General features: G+C 63.7%; 15 protein-coding genes. 3 read left to right on the top strand and 12 right to left on the bottom strand.

The annotated features are described in order from the left end of the window. Positions 1–23: 23 nt before the first annotated feature. From cheB to LT40_RS20430, 7 genes are all read right to left on the bottom strand, one after another. A complete protein-coding gene (gene cheB / locus LT40_RS20460; protein ID WP_043193072.1) occupies positions 24–1,034 on the bottom strand; it encodes a chemotaxis response regulator protein-glutamate methylesterase in 1,011 nt (336 codons plus the stop codon). After that, a complete protein-coding gene (locus tag LT40_RS20455; RefSeq protein ID WP_043193070.1) occupies positions 1,031–3,331 on the bottom strand; it encodes a hybrid sensor histidine kinase/response regulator in 2,301 nt (766 codons plus the stop codon). The genes cheB and LT40_RS20455 overlap by 4 nt, the downstream gene beginning before the upstream one ends. Further along, positions 3,328–4,005 carry a chemotaxis protein CheW gene (locus LT40_RS20450; protein ID WP_043193068.1) on the bottom strand — a complete coding sequence of 226 codons (678 nt, stop codon included), beginning with the start codon at positions 4,003–4,005 and terminating at the stop codon, positions 3,328–3,330. Before LT40_RS20450 ends, LT40_RS20455 begins: the two co-directional genes overlap by 4 nt. After that, positions 4,002–5,276, bottom strand: coding sequence for a CheR family methyltransferase (locus tag LT40_RS20445; RefSeq protein ID WP_043193066.1), 1,275 nt, complete (start codon positions 5,274–5,276; stop codon positions 4,002–4,004). Before LT40_RS20445 ends, LT40_RS20450 begins: the two co-directional genes overlap by 4 nt. Further along, entirely contained in the window at positions 5,276–5,791 is a 516-nt protein-coding gene (locus LT40_RS20440; protein WP_043193064.1) for a chemotaxis protein CheW, read from the bottom strand. Before LT40_RS20440 ends, LT40_RS20445 begins: the two co-directional genes overlap by 1 nt. Further along, positions 5,791–7,413: a methyl-accepting chemotaxis protein gene (locus LT40_RS20435; RefSeq protein WP_043193878.1), complete on the bottom strand. Its 1,623-nt coding sequence runs from the start codon at positions 7,411–7,413 to the stop codon at positions 5,791–5,793. Before LT40_RS20435 ends, LT40_RS20440 begins: the two co-directional genes overlap by 1 nt. A gap of 196 nt (positions 7,414–7,609) precedes the next feature. Further along, on the bottom strand, positions 7,610–8,362 hold the full coding sequence (locus LT40_RS20430; RefSeq protein WP_043193062.1) for a tellurite resistance TerB family protein: 753 nt from the start codon (positions 8,360–8,362) through the stop codon (positions 7,610–7,612). A 291-nt stretch (positions 8,363–8,653) separates the two neighbouring features. Here LT40_RS20430 and LT40_RS20425 point away from each other — a divergent pair, with 291 nt between their 5' ends. Further along, complete coding sequence (locus LT40_RS20425) at positions 8,654–10,267, top strand: glucan biosynthesis protein D (RefSeq protein ID WP_043193060.1); 1,614 nt, start codon at positions 8,654–8,656, stop codon at positions 10,265–10,267. Between the two features lie 79 nt (positions 10,268–10,346). Here LT40_RS20425 and LT40_RS20420 read toward each other — a convergent pair whose 3' ends face one another. From LT40_RS20420 to LT40_RS20410, 3 genes are all read right to left on the bottom strand, one after another. Next, on the bottom strand, positions 10,347–11,453 hold the full coding sequence (locus tag LT40_RS20420) for an NADH:flavin oxidoreductase/NADH oxidase (protein ID WP_043193057.1): 1,107 nt from the start codon (positions 11,451–11,453) through the stop codon (positions 10,347–10,349). 157 nt (positions 11,454–11,610) lie between these two features. Next, entirely contained in the window at positions 11,611–13,320 is a 1,710-nt protein-coding gene (gene recJ, locus LT40_RS20415; protein WP_043193055.1) for a single-stranded-DNA-specific exonuclease RecJ, read from the bottom strand. 56 nt (positions 13,321–13,376) lie between these two features. Then, a complete protein-coding gene (locus LT40_RS20410) occupies positions 13,377–13,916 on the bottom strand; it encodes a YaeQ family protein (protein WP_043193053.1) in 540 nt (179 codons plus the stop codon). 179 nt (positions 13,917–14,095) lie between these two features. Here LT40_RS20410 and LT40_RS20405 point away from each other — a divergent pair, with 179 nt between their 5' ends. Further along, entirely contained in the window at positions 14,096–15,007 is a 912-nt protein-coding gene (locus LT40_RS20405; protein WP_237749274.1) for a TIGR02285 family protein, read from the top strand. 88 nt (positions 15,008–15,095) lie between these two features. Here LT40_RS20405 and LT40_RS20400 read toward each other — a convergent pair whose 3' ends face one another. After that, positions 15,096–15,386, bottom strand: coding sequence for a DUF3509 domain-containing protein (locus LT40_RS20400; protein ID WP_043193049.1), 291 nt, complete (start codon positions 15,384–15,386; stop codon positions 15,096–15,098). 251 nt (positions 15,387–15,637) lie between these two features. On the opposite strand from LT40_RS20400, the gene LT40_RS20395 reads away from it, so the two are divergent. Beyond that, complete coding sequence (locus tag LT40_RS20395; protein ID WP_043193047.1) at positions 15,638–16,300, top strand: response regulator; 663 nt, start codon at positions 15,638–15,640, stop codon at positions 16,298–16,300. Between the two features lie 38 nt (positions 16,301–16,338). Here LT40_RS20395 and LT40_RS20390 read toward each other — a convergent pair whose 3' ends face one another. Next, entirely contained in the window at positions 16,339–16,806 is a 468-nt protein-coding gene (locus LT40_RS20390; protein ID WP_193385565.1) for a response regulator, read from the bottom strand. Positions 16,807–16,815 lie beyond the last annotated feature (9 nt).

Below are 16,815 nucleotides of genomic sequence, written 5' to 3'. Positions count from 1 at the left end.
ACTGCCTACGCGCTGGCTCGAGTTCATCGTGAAAATACGTCCATCAGTCGGGGTGCGATCCGCTCCAGCGGACGAATTTCAACAGCTGCGTCAATGGCCGCCGCCGCTTTGGGCATTCCATACACAGCGCTGCTGAGCTGGTCCTGGGCGATGGTCAGGTAGCCGCGCTGACGCATCGACTTCAAGCCCTGCGCGCCGTCGCGGCCCATGCCGGTGAGCAATACGCCCACGGCGTCGCCGTTCCAGAATTGCGCCACGCTTCGGAAAAACACATCTATGGAGGGCCGGTAGATCTCGTCCACCGGTTCTGCCGTGTAGGTTAAGGTACCATTTTTCAGCAGACGAATATGATGATTGGTGCCGGCCAGTAGCACAGTGCCAGCCAACGGCGTCTCACCGTCCCGCGCCAGGCGTACCGGAAGGCCCGAGGCGCTGCTCAGCCAATCGGCCATTCCGGCGGCGAATACCTGGTCTACGTGCTGTACCAGGACGATGGCCGCGGGGTAATCGCGCGGTAGCCCTTTGAGCAGGATTTCCAGCGCAGCCGGGCCGCCCGCCGACGAGCCAATGGCCACCAGCTTCTGCCGCACCCCGCCCGAGCGCGGCAAAGGCAGCTCGCTGCGCACCATCGGGCTGCGCTGCCCCACCAACCAGCCGATGTTGAAGATCTTGCGCAGCAGTGGCGCCGCAGCTTCGCGCGCATCGCCGACGCCCAGGGTCGGCGTGTCGACCACATCCAAGGCACCATGGCCCATGGCCTCGAATACGCGGTGAACGTTCTGCTGGCGGTCGACGGTGACGATGACGATGGCGCACGGTGTATTGGCCATGATCTGCCGGGTGGCTTCCACCCCATCCATGACCGGCATGATCAGGTCCATCAGGATCAGGTCCGGGGTCACGGTCTGGCAGCGCTCGACCGCCTCGCGACCGTTGGCCGCCACCCACACCACCTCATGGGCCGGCTCGAACGCGATCGCTCGACGCAACGCTTCCACGGCCATGGGCATGTCATTGACGATGGCGATCCTCATCCCCGCGCTCCTCCGATCAACTCAACCACCGCATCGAGCAAGGCATCATCATGGAAACTGGCCTTGGCCAGGTAATAATCGGCCCCGGCATCGAGACCGCGGCGGCGGTCCTCTTCGCGGTCCTTGTAGGACACGACCATGACCGGCAGCGACTGCAGGCGGCTGTCGCGACGCAATAGGGTCACCAATTCGATGCCATCCATGCGCGGCATGTCGATGTCGGTGATCAGCAGGTCGAAGTTTTCGCTACGCAGCGCGTTCCAGCCATCCATGCCGTCGACGGCCACGGCCACATCGTAGCCGCGATGGCTGAGCAGCTTGCGTTGCAGCTCGCGAACGGTCAGCGAATCATCCACCACCAGCACACGCTTGCGTACCGATTCGGCTTGCTGGCTGCGCTTGTCGATGCGCTCCAGGCGGCCGGTATTGAGCAGCTTTTCCACCGAGCGGAACATGTCTTCGACGTCGATGATCAGCACCACCGCGCCGTTGTCGAGCAAGGCACCGGCGGAAATGTCCTGGACCTTGCCCAGGCGGGCGTCCAGTGGCAGCACGACCAGCGTGCGCTCGCCGATGAAGCGATCCACGGCCACGCCATAGATCGCCTCGCGGTCGCGGATCACCACCACCTTGAGGGTCGCTTCGTCGCCTTGGCCCGATGGCCGCTGCAACAGCTGGCTGGCCGCTACCAGGCCGACATGACGGTCCTGGAACCAGAAGTGCTGGCGCCCCTCGAGCTGGATGATGTCGTCGGCCGGCAGGTCCATGGTGTGTTCGATGTGGGCCAACGGAAACGCGTAGGCCTCGCCGCCTACTTCGACCGCCAGGCTGCGCACCACCGACAAGGTCAGTGGCACTTCGATGTGAAAGCGACTGCCCTGCCCCGCCACCTGGATCAGTTCCACCGAGCCGCGCAACTGGCGAATCAGGTGCAATACCGCGTCCAGACCGACGCCCCGTCCGGAAACCTCGGTGACCGTATCGCGCATGCTGAAACCGGGCAGGAACAGGAAACTGAGCAATTCCTCTTCGCTGAGTTGCTCCACCGTGTCGGCGGTCGACAAGCCGCGCTGGACGATGCTGCGGCGCAGCGCCGCAAGATCGACGCCGCCGCCGTCGTCGCTCAGGTCCAGCACCAGCAAGCCCGCCTGGTGAGCGGCGCGCAGCACTACCCGGCCTTCGGCAGGCTTGCCGGCCAGCAGGCGGTGCTCGGGGGTTTCGATACCGTGATCGACGGCGTTGCGCAGCAGGTGGGTCAAAGGCGCTTCGAGTTTCTCCAGAACGTCGCGGTCGACCTGGGTCTTCTCGCCTTCGATGTCCAGGCGCACCTGCTTGCCCAGCGAGCGGCCCAAGTCGCGGACCATGCGTTCCTGGCCACCGAGCATGTCGGCGAACGGTCGCATGCGGCAGGCCAGGGCCGTGTCGTACAACAATTGCGCACGCTGGCTGGCCTGCCAACCGAAGTCATCCAGTTCGGCGGTCTGCTGCAGCAGCATCTGCTGGGTCTGATCCAGCAGCGACCGAGCCTGCGTCAGGGCATCGCGCACCTCGGCGCTCTGGCCTTCGAGCTGCAACTGTTCGGCAAGGCCGCCCAGGGCCCGGATGCTTTGCGCCTGCATGCGCTTGAGCCGCTGCAGGGTCAGCAGATAGGGCTTGAGCCGCTGGGTTTCCACCAGCGACTTGCTCGACAGGTCCAGCAGGCTGTTCAAGCGCTCCGCCGTGACCCGCAGCACCCGCTCGCCGGTGTCGCTGACCCGGCGCGCGCGATTGGCGGGCAGTTCGGCGACCGGATCGTCCTGGCCCACTGTCGCGTCCGCCAGGTCGGGGTCTTGCTGTACCTCGGGCGCAACGTCCATGGGCTCGGGCGACGCGGGGGGTGGCGTGACTTGCACGGGGGCAGCGGCCGACGGGTCCATGACCGCCGCCATCTGCGCCTCATAGGCATCTATATCCCGCGTACCCGGCGCGCCGGAACCGGGCGTGCCGATGCGCATGAGCAGGTCGGTGCCCAGCAGCAGCGCATCGATGTGTTCGGCCATCAGGTAGACGCGCCTTTCCTGCGCCGCCACCAGGCAATCTTCCATCACGTGGGCCACGCGCACCCCGGCGTCCAGGCCGACGATACGCGCGGCACCCTTGAGCGAGTGGGCCGCGCGCATGCACGCTTCCAATTGGTCGGCCTGGGTCGGGTTGCGCTCCAGGGCCAACAGCCCGGCGTTGAGCACTTGGGTCTGGGCCTCGGCTTCCAGGCTGAACAGCTCCAGCAACGAGGCGTCGCGCATCTGCTCCGGGGTCATGTCAGGCTCCGGTTCATGGCAAGCAGCAGCGCCGTGTCGTCGAGCAGGCGCACGCTGCGCCCGCGAAACGGCAGAACGCCCTGGGTGAAGCGGGCGCCGGCCTGAGTCGTGGCGGTGGAGGCCTGTTCGAGCTCGACCAGGTCAATGCGATGAATACCATCCACCTCCTCCACCGGCACCACTACCGAGCCGCCGTCTATGGCAATGATCAACATGCGTGGCATGACTCGCGTGGAAGTCGCCGGCTGAGTGTGTTGGCCATCAATGCCCAGCAGCTCCTCCAGGGCCAGGCAGGGCACCAGCGCGCCCCGCACGTTGGCCACCCCGCGCAAGGCGCGTGAGCGTTGGTGCGGCAGGGAATGGACCGCCTGCACCGGCGCCACCTCGACCAGACAGCGAGTGGCCAGCGCAAGCCACTCATCGGCCAGGCGAAACAGGACCAGCGACCGGCTTTCGACACGCCCCACCGCTTCGCTGTAGTGCATGGGTGCGTGCTGGCGATCCAGGGCGTAGCGGTCCAGCAGGCGCACGGCCGCCGAGGCGTACACCGCACAGTTGCGGCAATGGATGTGGTCCGCCAACAGTGGGCAGGATTTGTCGCCATGAATGCCGATGCGGTTCCAGCAGTCATCGATCTGCTGGGCGTCGATGTCGATCAGGTCCGGGGCGCTCATCGCTTATGCTCCTGAACCTGCGGCCGGTCACTGCGCGCGGCTCGTTCCTGCAGGCGCCGTGCACCGGCGATGTCGCCTTGGGCCGTGAGCAGCATGGCCAGGTGCGCGAGCGCCTCGGCGTGCTGCGGGTCGAGGTACAACGATTTGCGGTAGTACCCTTGCGCCTGCAAGACCTGGCCGCCGACGTCACTGAGCAGGCCCAGCCAATAGAACACCTGTGGGTCGGGCCCATGGCTGCGCAGGAACGCATCGCAGGCCGCCTGGGCGTCGGCGCTTTTACCTTCGTTGGCCAGCCGGGCGATCTGCGCGAGCAAGCCTGCGCCGTCGCTCGCCACCGCCTCGTCGGTATTGGCTACCGGCTGGGTCGGCGCACGCGTCCGACTGCGCAGGGGCTGCCGACCCGGCTCGGGCAGCAATTTGATCGGCATCTGCAGCCGCGCCGGCGCAGGGGTCACAGGCGTGGGCGCAGGCGTGGCCTGGCGATCGCGGACGAAGGCGAACGACTGCGCAATGCCGATCGGGCGCATGCCCAACCGTGCCAACAGGCTGCCTTCAGCCGGGCCGATGAACAGTGCACCGTCTTCGCGGGTATGTTTCTTCAACACTTCGAACACCTGCTGTTGGGTCGGCAGGTCGAAGTAGATCAGCAGATTGCGACAGAACACGAAGTCATACGCGAGTTCGCCGGTCAGCAACAGCGGATCGAGAATGTTGCCCACCTGCAGGCGTACCTGAGCACGCACCTGGGGGTCGAGCAGGTAGCCATCATCGGTGGCCGCGAAATGGCGGTCGCGAAACGTCAGCGGTGCCCCGCGAAACGAATTGCGGCCATAGATCGCCCGGGTCGCCCGGCCTATCGAAATCGGGCTGATGTCTACACCGTCCACGCTGAACTGCTGCGGTGCCAGCCCGGCGTCGAGCAAGGCCATGGCGATCGAATAGGGTTCCTCGCCTGTCGAACAGGGCAGGCTGAGGATACGCAGCGCCACGCCAGGTCGTTCGGCGAGCCGTGCCTTGGCGACCTTGCACAGCGCAGCGAAGGATTCGGGGTAACGCATGAACCAGGTTTCCGGAACGATGACGGCCTCGATCAATGCCTGCTGTTCGGCGGCCGAGCCTTGCAGCAGCGTCCAGTAGGCATCCAGGTTGCGCGCATGCGTGGCCTGGCTGCGCTGAGCCACGGCACGCTCGATCAGCGCCGGACCTACCGACGCCACGTCGAGACCGATGCGGTCACGCAGAAAACGCACGAAGCGCTGGTCATCACCCATCACGATGCCCCACTCGATACCGAGGCCGCCAACTGCGGCGCAAAGAGCAGATCGCGCACCTGAGGCTCGAGCAGATCCTGCACCCGCAACCATTGCAACAGCCCCTGGCTGTCTTCAAGCACCGGGCCCAAATAAGGCGTGGCGCGGTTACGCACGCCGGTGGGCTTGAAGTCGCGCGGGTCGCAGCGCAACGTCTCGCTGGCGTATTCGACGATCAGCCCCAGGCGCGCCTCGGGGCCGGCCTGGTCGTGCGGGTAGTGCACCAGCACCAGCCGGGTGCTGGTGCGCCGCACGGCAGCGACGCCGAAGCTCAGCGCACTGACATCCAGCACCGGCACTACCCGGCCACGATGGGCGAACACCCCGGCGACCCAGGCCGGCGCCTGTGCGACTGGCTTGAGCGGCAGCAACGGCAGGACCTCGGCAACTTCCAGCGCATCCAGGGCGAAGCGTTCCTGGGCAATGCGAAACAGCAGGAACAGCTTGCTGCACGAGGCTATCGGCAATGCGCCCATCAGACTTTGAAGCGCGAGACGCCGCCGCGCAGTCCGGTGGCGACCTGGCTCAACTCGTCGATGGCAAAGCTGGCCTGGCGCAGTGATTCCACTGTCTGGCTGCTGGCATCGCCCAGCTGCGCCAAGGCATGGTTGATCTGTTCGGCACCGGTGGCCTGTGCCTGCATACCCTCGTTGACCATGAGCACGCGCGGGGCCAAGGCCTGCACCTGGCCGATGATCTGCGACAGCTGATCGCCCACCTGCTGCACCTCGAACATGCCGCGGCGCACTTCTTCGGAAAACTTGTCCATGCCCATGACCCCGGCCGACACCGCCGACTGGATCTCGCGGACCATTTGCTCGATATCGTAAGTGGCCACAGCGGTCTGGTCCGCAAGGCGGCGCACTTCGGTGGCAACCACGGCGAAACCACGCCCGTATTCGCCGGCCTTCTCGGCCTCGATGGCAGCGTTGAGCGACAGCAGGTTGGTCTGGTCCGCCACCTTGACGATGGTGACCACGACCTGATTGATGTTGCCGGCCTTCTCGTTGAGGATCGCCAGCTTGGCGTTGACCAACTCGGCGGCACCCATCACCTGGTGCATGGTTTCTTCCATGCGCGCCAGCCCCTGCTGGCCGGAGCCGGCCAGGGAGGACGCCTGGTCGGCCGCTGAGGTAACCTCGCCCATGGTGCGCACAAGATCGCGGGAAGTGGCCGCGATTTCTCGGGAGGTCGCGCCAATTTCGGTCGTGGTCGCAGCGGTCTCGGTCGCCGTGGCCTGTTGCTGTTTGGACGTGGCGGCGATTTCGGTCACCGAGGTGGTGACCTGCACCGAGGATCGCTGGGCCTGGGCAACCAGAGCGGTGAGCTCGGTCATCATGTCGTTGAAGCCCAGTTCGACCTCGTTGAACTCGTCCTTGCGCGCCAGGCTCAGGCGCGTGCTCAAGTCACCGTTGCGCATCACTTCCAGAATCCGCACGATCTTCTGCATGGGTGCCATGATGGTGCGCAACAACCACAGGCCGCAGACGCCGGCAACGATGATCGCCACCAACAGCGAAATCACCAGGCTGACTTTGGCTGCGGCCACCGAGGTGTCGATGGCATTGGTGGCCTTTTCGGCGGCTTCGCGGTTGCGATCGATCAAGAAGTTGAGCTGCTTGCGACCGGCAGCCCAGGCCGGTGTCAGGTCGTCGATAGCCATCTGCTGGGCTTCGCTGAACTTGCGCAGGCGATAGGCCTCCAGCACATCGGCCAATGCTTTCTCATAGGTCACGCGCATCCGCGCGAATTCCTCGAAGGCGGCCCTGTCATCACTGTCCTGCACCGTGCCACGGTAATTGGCCATCTGCTGGGTCAGGCGCTCGGCGAAGCTCTTGTACTGGTCCTCGTCGGCCGTGATCAACTCGCGCTGATAACTCAGGCCTACCAGCTGCTGGGTGTACACGTAGCTGTCGACCCAGGCACTGCGGATCATGGAACTGAATACGACGCCCGGCACGCTGTCGGTGCGGACCTTGGATTCGTTCGTCTCGATGGTTTGCAGACGTGAATAGGAAACCACGACCATCAACAGCATGATTGCAATGACAACGGCGAAACTCGCCAGGATGCGGTGGCGCAAGGACCAGTTCTTCACAGTCAACCCTCGAAAATTCCTACAGCTACAAACGAAAAATCGCCTGAGTATAGTCCTACCTCAGGCGATTTCGCGCTGCTGTGTCACTTTCGTTCATCAACGAGGGTATTGGCCAGAGCAATGCGCCACTATTGCCGACCGACGTCGCTATCGGCAGACGGGCGGCGACCTGCTTCGCTCAATTCGGGTTCGGACCTCAGCCGACTTCGACTTCAGCCTGACGGACCTGCTTTTCCAGCTCCGCTTTGAGCGCCGGATCCAGGGACAACTGCTTCGCCAGCTCGTCCAGGTAGGCACGTTCCATGAAGTGTTCCTGATCCACCATCATGACACTGGCGATGTACATTTCGGCGGCGATTTCCGGGGTCTTGGCCGCGCGCGCCACGTCTGCCGGGTCCAGTGGCTTGTTCAACTCGGTATGAAGCCACTGCTGCAGCTCGTTGTCCGAATCCAGACGGGTGAACTCGCCTTCGATCAGTTCCCGCTCGCGTTCGTCCACATGACCATCGGACTTGGCGGCCGCCACCAGCGCCTTGAGAATGGCCTGGCTGTGCTCCTCGACTTGCTGGGGCGGCACGCGGTCAACCGTCTGCGGCTCACCCCGCGGGGCGCTCTGTTGCTGGGCCTGCCAATTGCCATAGGCTTTGTAGGCAATCACGCCCAACGCCGCGAGACCGCCGTAGGCCAGCGCCTTGCCGCCGTACTTGCGCGCACTCTTGTTGCCCAGCAGCAGGCCCATGGCCCCACCGGTCAGCGCGCCCTTGCCGCCCGACAACAGGCCGCCCAAAGCACCGCCCGCGCCGCCCTTGCCCGAGAGCAGGCCGCCCAGTGCGCCGGCCACGCCGCCGTTGCCAGCGCCGCCGCCCAGGGGCGAGCTGCCAGCGCTTTTGTTCTTGAGCAGTTCCTGGCCGGATTTGAACAACTGGTCGAGCAAGCCACGCGTGTTCATTTTTTCGGTCTCGTCAATGGGAGAAACGTTTGACGAGAGTAAGGGCATTCCGTTGCGCGGTTCGAATGGTGATTTGCTTCGGGATGTTGCGTAAATGATCGAGCGCCTCGGTCAATCCGAGTGGCAACGGGGACATATTCGGAAAACTTTTTTACAGGAGTTTGCGAACACATCGGACATTACGGTATCTGTGTACAGTTCGCTGCGTTTGGACAAGGCAGGCCCAAACCTTCCCATTTGAGCCTCGCAGGTTGCTTGGAGCGACCGAGGTTGATTCAGAACAGGTTATCTATGCACCGCAGGCACCTTCTGAAAGCGTCGATGGCCCTCGCGGCCTATACCGGACTGTCAGGCACCGGGCTGTTCGCCGCCCAGGCCCTGGCTGCCACTGCCGATGGCGAGGCCGAGCCATTCACGTTCGACATGCTCAAGGCCCAGGCCAAGAGCCTGGCCGCCCAGGCCTATGTCAGCAACAAGCAGACCCTGCCCCCGACCCTGGCCAACATGACGCCCCAGCAATTCAACGCGATCGGCTACGACGCCAACCATTCGCTGTGGAACGATCTCAAAGGCCAACTGGACGTGCAGTTCTTCCACGTGGGCATGGGCTTCCGCACCCCGGTGCGCATGTACAGCGTCGATGCCGGCCGCAAGCAGGCGCGCGAAGTGCATTTCCATCCGCCGCTGTTCGACTATAAAAACACCACGGTAGACACCTCGCAGCTCAAGGGCGACCTGGGCTTCGCCGGCTTCAAACTGTTCAAGGCGCCCAAGCTGAACCGCCACGACGTGGTGTCCTTCCTTGGCGCCAGCTATTTCCGCGCCGTCGACGCCACCGGTCAGTACGGCCTGTCGGCTCGCGGCCTGGCGATCGACACCTATGCCAAGAAGCAGGAAGAGTTTCCCGACTTCACCAAGTTCTGGTTCGAGACGCCGAGCAAGGACAGCACCCGCTTCGTGGTCTACGCCCTGCTCGACTCGCCCAGCGCCACCGGTGCGTACCGCTTCGACATCGATTGCCAGGCCGAGCGCGTGGTGATGGATATCGACGCGCACATCAACGCGCGGCAGGACATCGAGCAACTGGGCGTGGCGCCGATGACCAGCATGTTCAGCTGCGGCAACCACGAACGGCGCATGTGCGACACCATCCATCCGCAGATTCACGATTCGGATCGCCTGGCCATGTGGCGCGGCAATGGCGAATGGATCTGCCGACCGCTGAACAACCCCGACCGCGTGCGCTTCAACGCCTTCGCCGACGTCGACCCGAAAGGCTTCGGCCTGATCCAGACCGACCACGACTTCAGCAACTACCAGGACACGGTCGACTGGTACCACAAGCGACCCAGCCTGTGGGTCGAGCCCACTACCGCATGGGGCGAAGGCGCGATTGATCTGATCGAGCTGCCGACCACCGGTGAAACCATGGACAACATCGTTGCCTTCTGGACACCGAAAACGCCAGTCAAGGCAGGCGACGCCCTTAACTTCGGCTACAAGCTGTACTGGAGTGCCCTGGCGCCCACCGGCACGCCACTGGCCCGGGTCGCGGCCACGCGTTCGGGGATGGGCGGCTTCGTCGAAGGTTGGGCGCCGGGCGAACATTACCCGAACGTCTGGGCGCGGCGCTTTGCCGTGGACTTCACCGGTGGCGGACTGGATTCGTTGAGAACGCCGATCGAACCCATCCTTACCGCTTCGGGCGGCAAGGTGCAGGACATTCAGGTACTGGAGCTGCCCGACATCAAGGGCTTCCGCGTGCTGTTCGACTGGTACCCCACCAGCGACAGCGTCGATCCGGTGGACATGCGCCTGTTCATCAAGACCCAGGGGCGCACCCTCAGTGAAACCTGGCTCTATCAGTACTTCCCGCCGGCGCCGGAAAAGCGCAAGTACGTCTGACGGGCCGACAGCCCCCGAGCTCTTCGCCCACCGAATCTACGGTGGGCGAAGACGACATCGTTTAAACCCCTGGCCACGTTCAGTCGCGCAGGTCCGATTCCAGGATCGGCTGATCGCGGTGGGTCGCGCGCTGGTACTGAGCCGGCCACGTGGCCAGGCGACCACCCAGGTCTTCGTCGGCGTGCAGGGGCCAGTACGGATCGCGCAACAATTCACGCGCCAGCAGGATGATGTCAGCCTGGCCGGTGCGCAGAATATGCTCGGCCTGTGCAGGGTCGGTGATCATGCCCACGGTACCGGTGGCAAGATCCGCTTCCTTGCGCACGCGCTCGGCGAAGCGTGTCTGATAGCCAGGCCCGGTTGGAATCTCGGCATTGGCCGAAGTCCCACCAGACGATACATCGATCAAGTCTACGCCCAGCGCTTTCAAACGCGTGGCCAGCTCGACGGTCTCGTCCGGGTTCCAGCCGTCTTCGACCCAGTCGGTCGCCGACACGCGCACGAACACGGGCAGCTCCGCCGGCCACACATCGCGAATCGCCTGGGTGACTTCCAGGGTAAGACGAATACGATTTTCGAAACTGCCACCGTAGTGGTCCTGACGCTGGTTGCTGAGCGGCGATAGGAACTGATGCAGCAGGTAACCGTGGGCGGCGTGTACCTCGACCACCTTGAAATTGGCGGTCAACGCGCGCCGGGTGGCGTCGACGAACGCCTGGACGATGTCCTTGATGGCCGCTTCATCCAGTGCGGTCGGTGCGGTGTGCTGTGGGTCGAAGGCAATCCGTGAAGGCCCGACCGGCACCCAGCCCCCCTCACTGACAGGCACGCTGCCATGCTTGCCCAACCAGGGTCGCCAGGTGCTGGCCTTGCGCCCGGCGTGGGCCAGCTGAATCGCCGGTACTGCGCCTTGCGAAGTGATGAAGCGCGTGATGCGCTGCAAGGGTTCGATCTGCTCGTCGTTCCACAGGCCAAGGTCTTCGGGCGTGATGCGGCCGTCGGCGGTCACTGCGGTGGCTTCGGTAAACACCAGGCCAGCGCCGCCGCTGGCACGGCTGCCCAGGTGCACCAGATGCCAGTCGTTGGCCAAGCCGTCGACGCTGGAGTACTGGCACATCGGCGACACCGCGATGCGGTTGCGCAAGGTCAGCTGACGGAGGGTATAGGGTTCGAGCAGCATGCTCATCGGGCACCTCGGTTGACAGTTTCAGATGGGACGAGACGCCTCCGGCCAACCACGCCGGCCAACGGTGCGTATGCACACGCTGGCAAGGCGTCTGGACGGACGTACCTGTCTCGTTCTCGAAGACTAGTCGACAACCAGGCTGCAACCGTGGTTCCGGTCAGCGCGGCTCGATGTGGGTAATCAGCAACTGCACCGTCTCACGCCCGCGAAACTCGTTGAGGTCCAGTTTGTAGGCCAGCTGCACCCAACGTACCGACGGATCGGGCCACACTTCGCGGTCGATGCCGAAAGCGATACCGTCCAGGCTGACGCTGCCGCACTCGGTCTTGAGCATCACCTTGAGGTGACGCTCGCCGACCACGCGCTGTTCCACCAGTTGAAACACGCCGTGGAACATCGGCTCGGGAAAATGCTGCCCCCAGGGCCCGGCATTGCGCAGGGCGCGCGCCAGCTCCAGGTGAAACTCCTCGACACCCAAGGTGCCGTCGGACAGCAGGCGTCCGGTCAGGTCTTCCTCGCACAGCTGGCTGCGCACCTGCGCGTCGAACGCCTCGCAGAACGCTGGGAAGTTCTCCTGCGGCAAGGTCAGCCCGGCCGCCATGGCATGTCCGCCGAACTTGCTGATCAGGTGCGGATGAGTCGCGGCCACTGCATCCAGAGCATCGCGGATGTGGAAGCCCTGGACCGAACGCGCCGAGCCCTTGAGCAGACCGTCGCCCGCATCGGCGAACGCGATGGTAGGCCGGTGGTAGCGCTCCTTGAGCCGCGACGCCAGGATGCCGATCACGCCTTGGTGCCACTGCGCATCGAACAGGCACAGGCCGAACGGCATCGATTCGACCGCCAGATCCTTGAGCTGAGCCAAGGCTTCGCGCTGCATGCCTTGCTCGATCGACTTGCGGTCCTGGTTCAGCCCATCGAGCTGCGACGCTATGGCCTGGGCGCTGGGCAGGTCGCTGCTCAGCAGGCACTCGATGCCCAGGCTCATGTCGTCCAGACGCCCGGCGGCATTGAGGCGCGGCCCAAGGATGAACCCCAGGTCGGTCGACGTGATGCGCGCATGCTCGCGGCGTGCCACTTCCAGGATCGCCGTGATCCCTGGCCGCGCTCGACCCGCACGAATTCGTTCCAGCCCCTGGTGCACCAGGATGCGGTTGTTGGCGTCCAGCGGCACGACGTCCGCCACGCTGCCCAGAGCCACCAGGTCGAGCAGTTCGCCGATGTTCGGCTGCGCCACCTGAGCATAGCGGCCCAGTTCGCGCAGCCGCGCCCGCAGTGCCATCAGCACATAGAAAATCACCCCGACCCCGGCCAGGTTCTTGCTCGGGAACTCGCAGCCCGGCTGGTTGGGGTTGACGATGGCATCCGCGGCCGGCAACTCATGCCCCGGCAAGTGGTGATCGGTCACCAGCACCTGCAGCCCGGCGGCCTTGGCCGCAGCCACGCCCTCGACGCTGGAAATGCCGTTGTCGACCGTCACCAGCAACTGCGGCTCACGCTGCAAGGCCACTTCGACGATCTCGGGGGTCAGGCCGTAGCCGTACTCGAAACGATTGGGCACCAGGTAATCGACATGCGCAGCGCCCAACAGGCGCAGACCCAGCACCCCCACCGCGCTGGCCGTCGCGCCGTCGGCATCGAAGTCGCCGACGATGAGGATGCGCTGGCGCTGGTCGATGGCCGTCACCAGCAGCTCGACCGCGGCCTCGATGCCCTTGAGCCGCTGGAAGGGAATCAGCCGCGCCAGGCTCTTGTCCAGCTCCTGGGCGCTCGATACGCCACGTGCGGCATACAGGCGGTTGAGCAAGGGCGGCATATCACCGAGAAAAGGCAGGGTCTGGGGCAGCTGACGGGGTTCGATGCGCATGGGGCCTGGGGCGGTTCTCACTGCAAGACAAAAAGGAAAGATAAAACCCGGGCGGCCTAGCGCTCGCCCAACAACCACTCGAGCTGGACTTCGTGCTGACCACGGTCGTCGGTGACGAAGACCGTGCCTTCGCTGATCATGACGTCCCACTTGATGACCCGCGGCATGTCCTTGGCCAAGGTCTCGAGCACATCCTGAGGCACGGCGGCGATGTTGACGTTCTTCAGGTTCTTGACCGCGTCGACCACCTTGGTCTGCCACACGCGCAGGCTGCCATAGGCCAGCAAACTGGTACGCTCGGTGCGCCGTGAACACCAGGTAAGACGATCGGCATCGGGCAGGCCAACTTCGATCCAGTGCAGGATCCGGCCGTCCAGGCTCTTTTCCCACAGCGCAGCTTCATCGACATCCGACAGACCACGGCCGAAAGACAGCTGCTCGTTGTACCACAAGGCGTAGGCCAGCAAGCGCACAGCCATCCGTTCTTCGGTTTCGGAAGGGTGCCGCGCGATGGTCTGCTTGACGGTTTGGTAAACGCTGCGATCAAGATCGGTGAGGTTCAGTTCGAATTTGTAGGTGGTCGACGGCTGGGCCATTGGGCAGGCTTCTTGGGAACGGGAAAAGGCCGGTAGTCTACCCGATGCGGCCTCGATCAACGACCACCACGCGGCGATGCGACGCGTGGCGCGTTTTGATCATGGCCCGGGGTATGGTAAAGATGGCGCAGTGTTTCAAAAACGGACACTTTCACCCCACTCCCTGCGCAAGGAATGCCATGGACTTGTGTTCCAGAATGCTGCCGGCCGGCAGCTTTCTTTTATCCCTGGTGCTGTGCTCCTGCCTGCTGACCTCGCCCCACGCCCATGGCCGGGAAACCATCACATGGCTGCTGCGCGATCTGGCGCCGCTGACCATTGCCAGTGGTCCCGACCGCAACCAGGGCGCCGTCGACCAAGCCTTGCCGCTGTTACGCGCGGCCCTGCCCGACTACGATCACAGTGTGCTCAGGGTCAATCGCGCGCGCGCCTCGCAGATGCTCGGCGAGTCCGGGCTCAGCTGCGACCCGGCCTTGCTCTGGACCGCACGGCGGGCACAAACCATTCTGTATTCCGTGCCGAGCATGAACGTGCTCAGCAATGCACTGATCATGCAGCGCGACGACCTACCGCTGATTGCCGATTTCATGCAAGACGGCAAGGTCGATCTGGGCGCCCTGCTGCACAGCAAGACCATGACCTTGGGCGTCATCGCCGAGCGCAGCTACGGCAGCGCCGTCGACCGAATCCTCGACGAAGCCGACGGTAGCCAGGTGCTCGCCCATCACGGCAACGATGCCATGGGCAGCCTGCTGCGCATGGAAAGGCTGGGGCGGATTCAGGCCGTGCTTGGCTACTGGCAGGAAGCTCGCTACCAGGCACGTCAGGAAGGCCTGGACCCGCAAGAGCTGGTGCAGATACCGATCAAGAGCGCATCACGCTCACAACTCGTCCACGTGGGCTGCTCGGACAGCCCCGCGAGCCGTCGCGTACTGCAAGCACTGAACCCGGTGCTTTTGGACGTCAGAAAAACTCGACTGGCACAGTTTTATGCGCAATGGCTGGCGCCCCATCAACGTCTGGAGTATTTGCGTGAGACCAAGGCATTGTTCAATGCTCGTCGCGACGAGACGCTGAACAGCCTTCAGTGAGATGCAAGGCGGTTACACCGCAGTGAGCCTTTCAAGAGCAGGAAGCTCACGACGGGTCACTGCGGAGTCAAGCTCGTGGACGTGCGACTCAGACCAACGCGTGGCTGAATCCGGCGCTTTGCGAAACGTTGCGCAACGCAGCGATCATCGACGGTTCCAATCGCCCCTCGGCAACCAGCAGATCACGATGCAGGCCATCGACCACATCGGTAAAGGAGCGCAAATCTTCGAATTGATTGCGGTTGACCGAACGCTTGGTCACCACACTTCCGGCAGCGTTCATGACCACTACTTGGCAATTGCCAAGGCTATCCTGGCCTTCAAGAGTCACGCGATACGGTGTCAGGGCTTCATTGAGCAACAGGCTGATATTCTTCATCGCATCACCACTCTTCTGTTCGAATTCTTAAGGTGCATGACACTGACCCCTCCCCTGCGACAAAAGTTCTGGGCAAGCCATGTCAGACTATTTCCGAAGGTGCCTGCGAAATATGACATCACGAATGTGGGACTTTTCTGATTGTGCGGTTTAGTGGCTGCATGGCCAGAAATGGACTACAAAACAGATCAGGAACAGACCACAGCTGTGCCAGAATTCATCGCCTGATTCGCCCGTCACCGGAGCCCGCCTTGACCGACCCACTGATCGCCCCCCTGCGGATCGTGCTGGCCGATGACCACCCGATCTTTCGCATTGGTCTACGCGCCGTACTGGAACGAGACCCTGGCTTGCGAGTGGTGGCCGAAGCCTCCTCGCCGCAGGAACTGACGCGCTGCCTCGGCGAAACCGAATGCGGCTTGTTGATCACCGATTTCATGATGCCTTCCAGGGAACAGGGTGATGGCCTGCGGCTGATCGCTTATGTGCGTCGGCATTGGCCAAAGCTGCCCGTGCTGGTAGTGACCATGCTGACCAACCCCGGCCTGCTGCGCTCGATTCTGAACCTGGGGGTGGCGGGCCTGTTGGGCAAGGCCAGCCTGGTCAACGAACTGCCGACCGCGATCGCCAGCCTCAAGCGCAACAAGCCCTTCGTGGCGCAATCGGTGAAGAGCATCCTGGCGCTGCCGGGTGATCCCCATGCCAGGCAGACCACCGGTCATGCCGACCTGTCGCCGCGCGAGCTTGAAATAACCCGACTGCTTGCTCAAGGCCTCTCGGTCAACGACATCGCGGCCCAGCTCAACCGCAGCAAGCAGACGATCAGCGCGCAGAAGGTCAGCGCCATGCGCAAGCTGGGCATCGGCAACGATGCCGCGCTGTACATCTACCTGCAGGCCCACGGGCTGAAATGAACATGGCGCAGTGGGCCTGAAAACGTCGGCTGCAGCCGTTAGGGGCGCAAAGCCACTGGCCAGGTGCCTTCGAAATAACTGATCTCATGCACCTCAGGCAAAGGAAGCAAGGCCTGTACGTTCTTTCTGTGCTGATAGTCCTGCAACAACCCATGGACCGCAGCGGCCGATACCGGCGTATGCAGCACGCCCAGCAGGGGCAAGCGATGCTGCCGGGCCAGTGCCGTCAACGGTTCGACCGGCCGCGACCCGTTGCTGTAGATGACCAGCGCCCGTGCCAACCCGGTCGCCGCCAGGTGCCCGACCAGCTCACCCATGTCCAGGCCGGCCACGGTCATGTCGCAAATGACGATGTCGACGCCCTGGCGCTTTTCCAGCGAGAGGCACGCCGCATTGAAGCTCTGGGCGGTCAGGACATCGAATACGCCACACGCATTGAGCACCTGATGCATGACGATCAACTGGTACGGAATGTCTTCCAGTACCAGGACTTTGAGCGAACGCATGAATGAAAC

The organism is Pseudomonas rhizosphaerae, assembly GCF_000761155.1.
Lineage (GTDB): Bacteria > Pseudomonadota > Gammaproteobacteria > Pseudomonadales > Pseudomonadaceae > Aquipseudomonas > Aquipseudomonas rhizosphaerae.
Note: the sequence above shows the minus strand (reverse complement) of the source record. Positions and strands in the feature narration are given on the sequence as shown.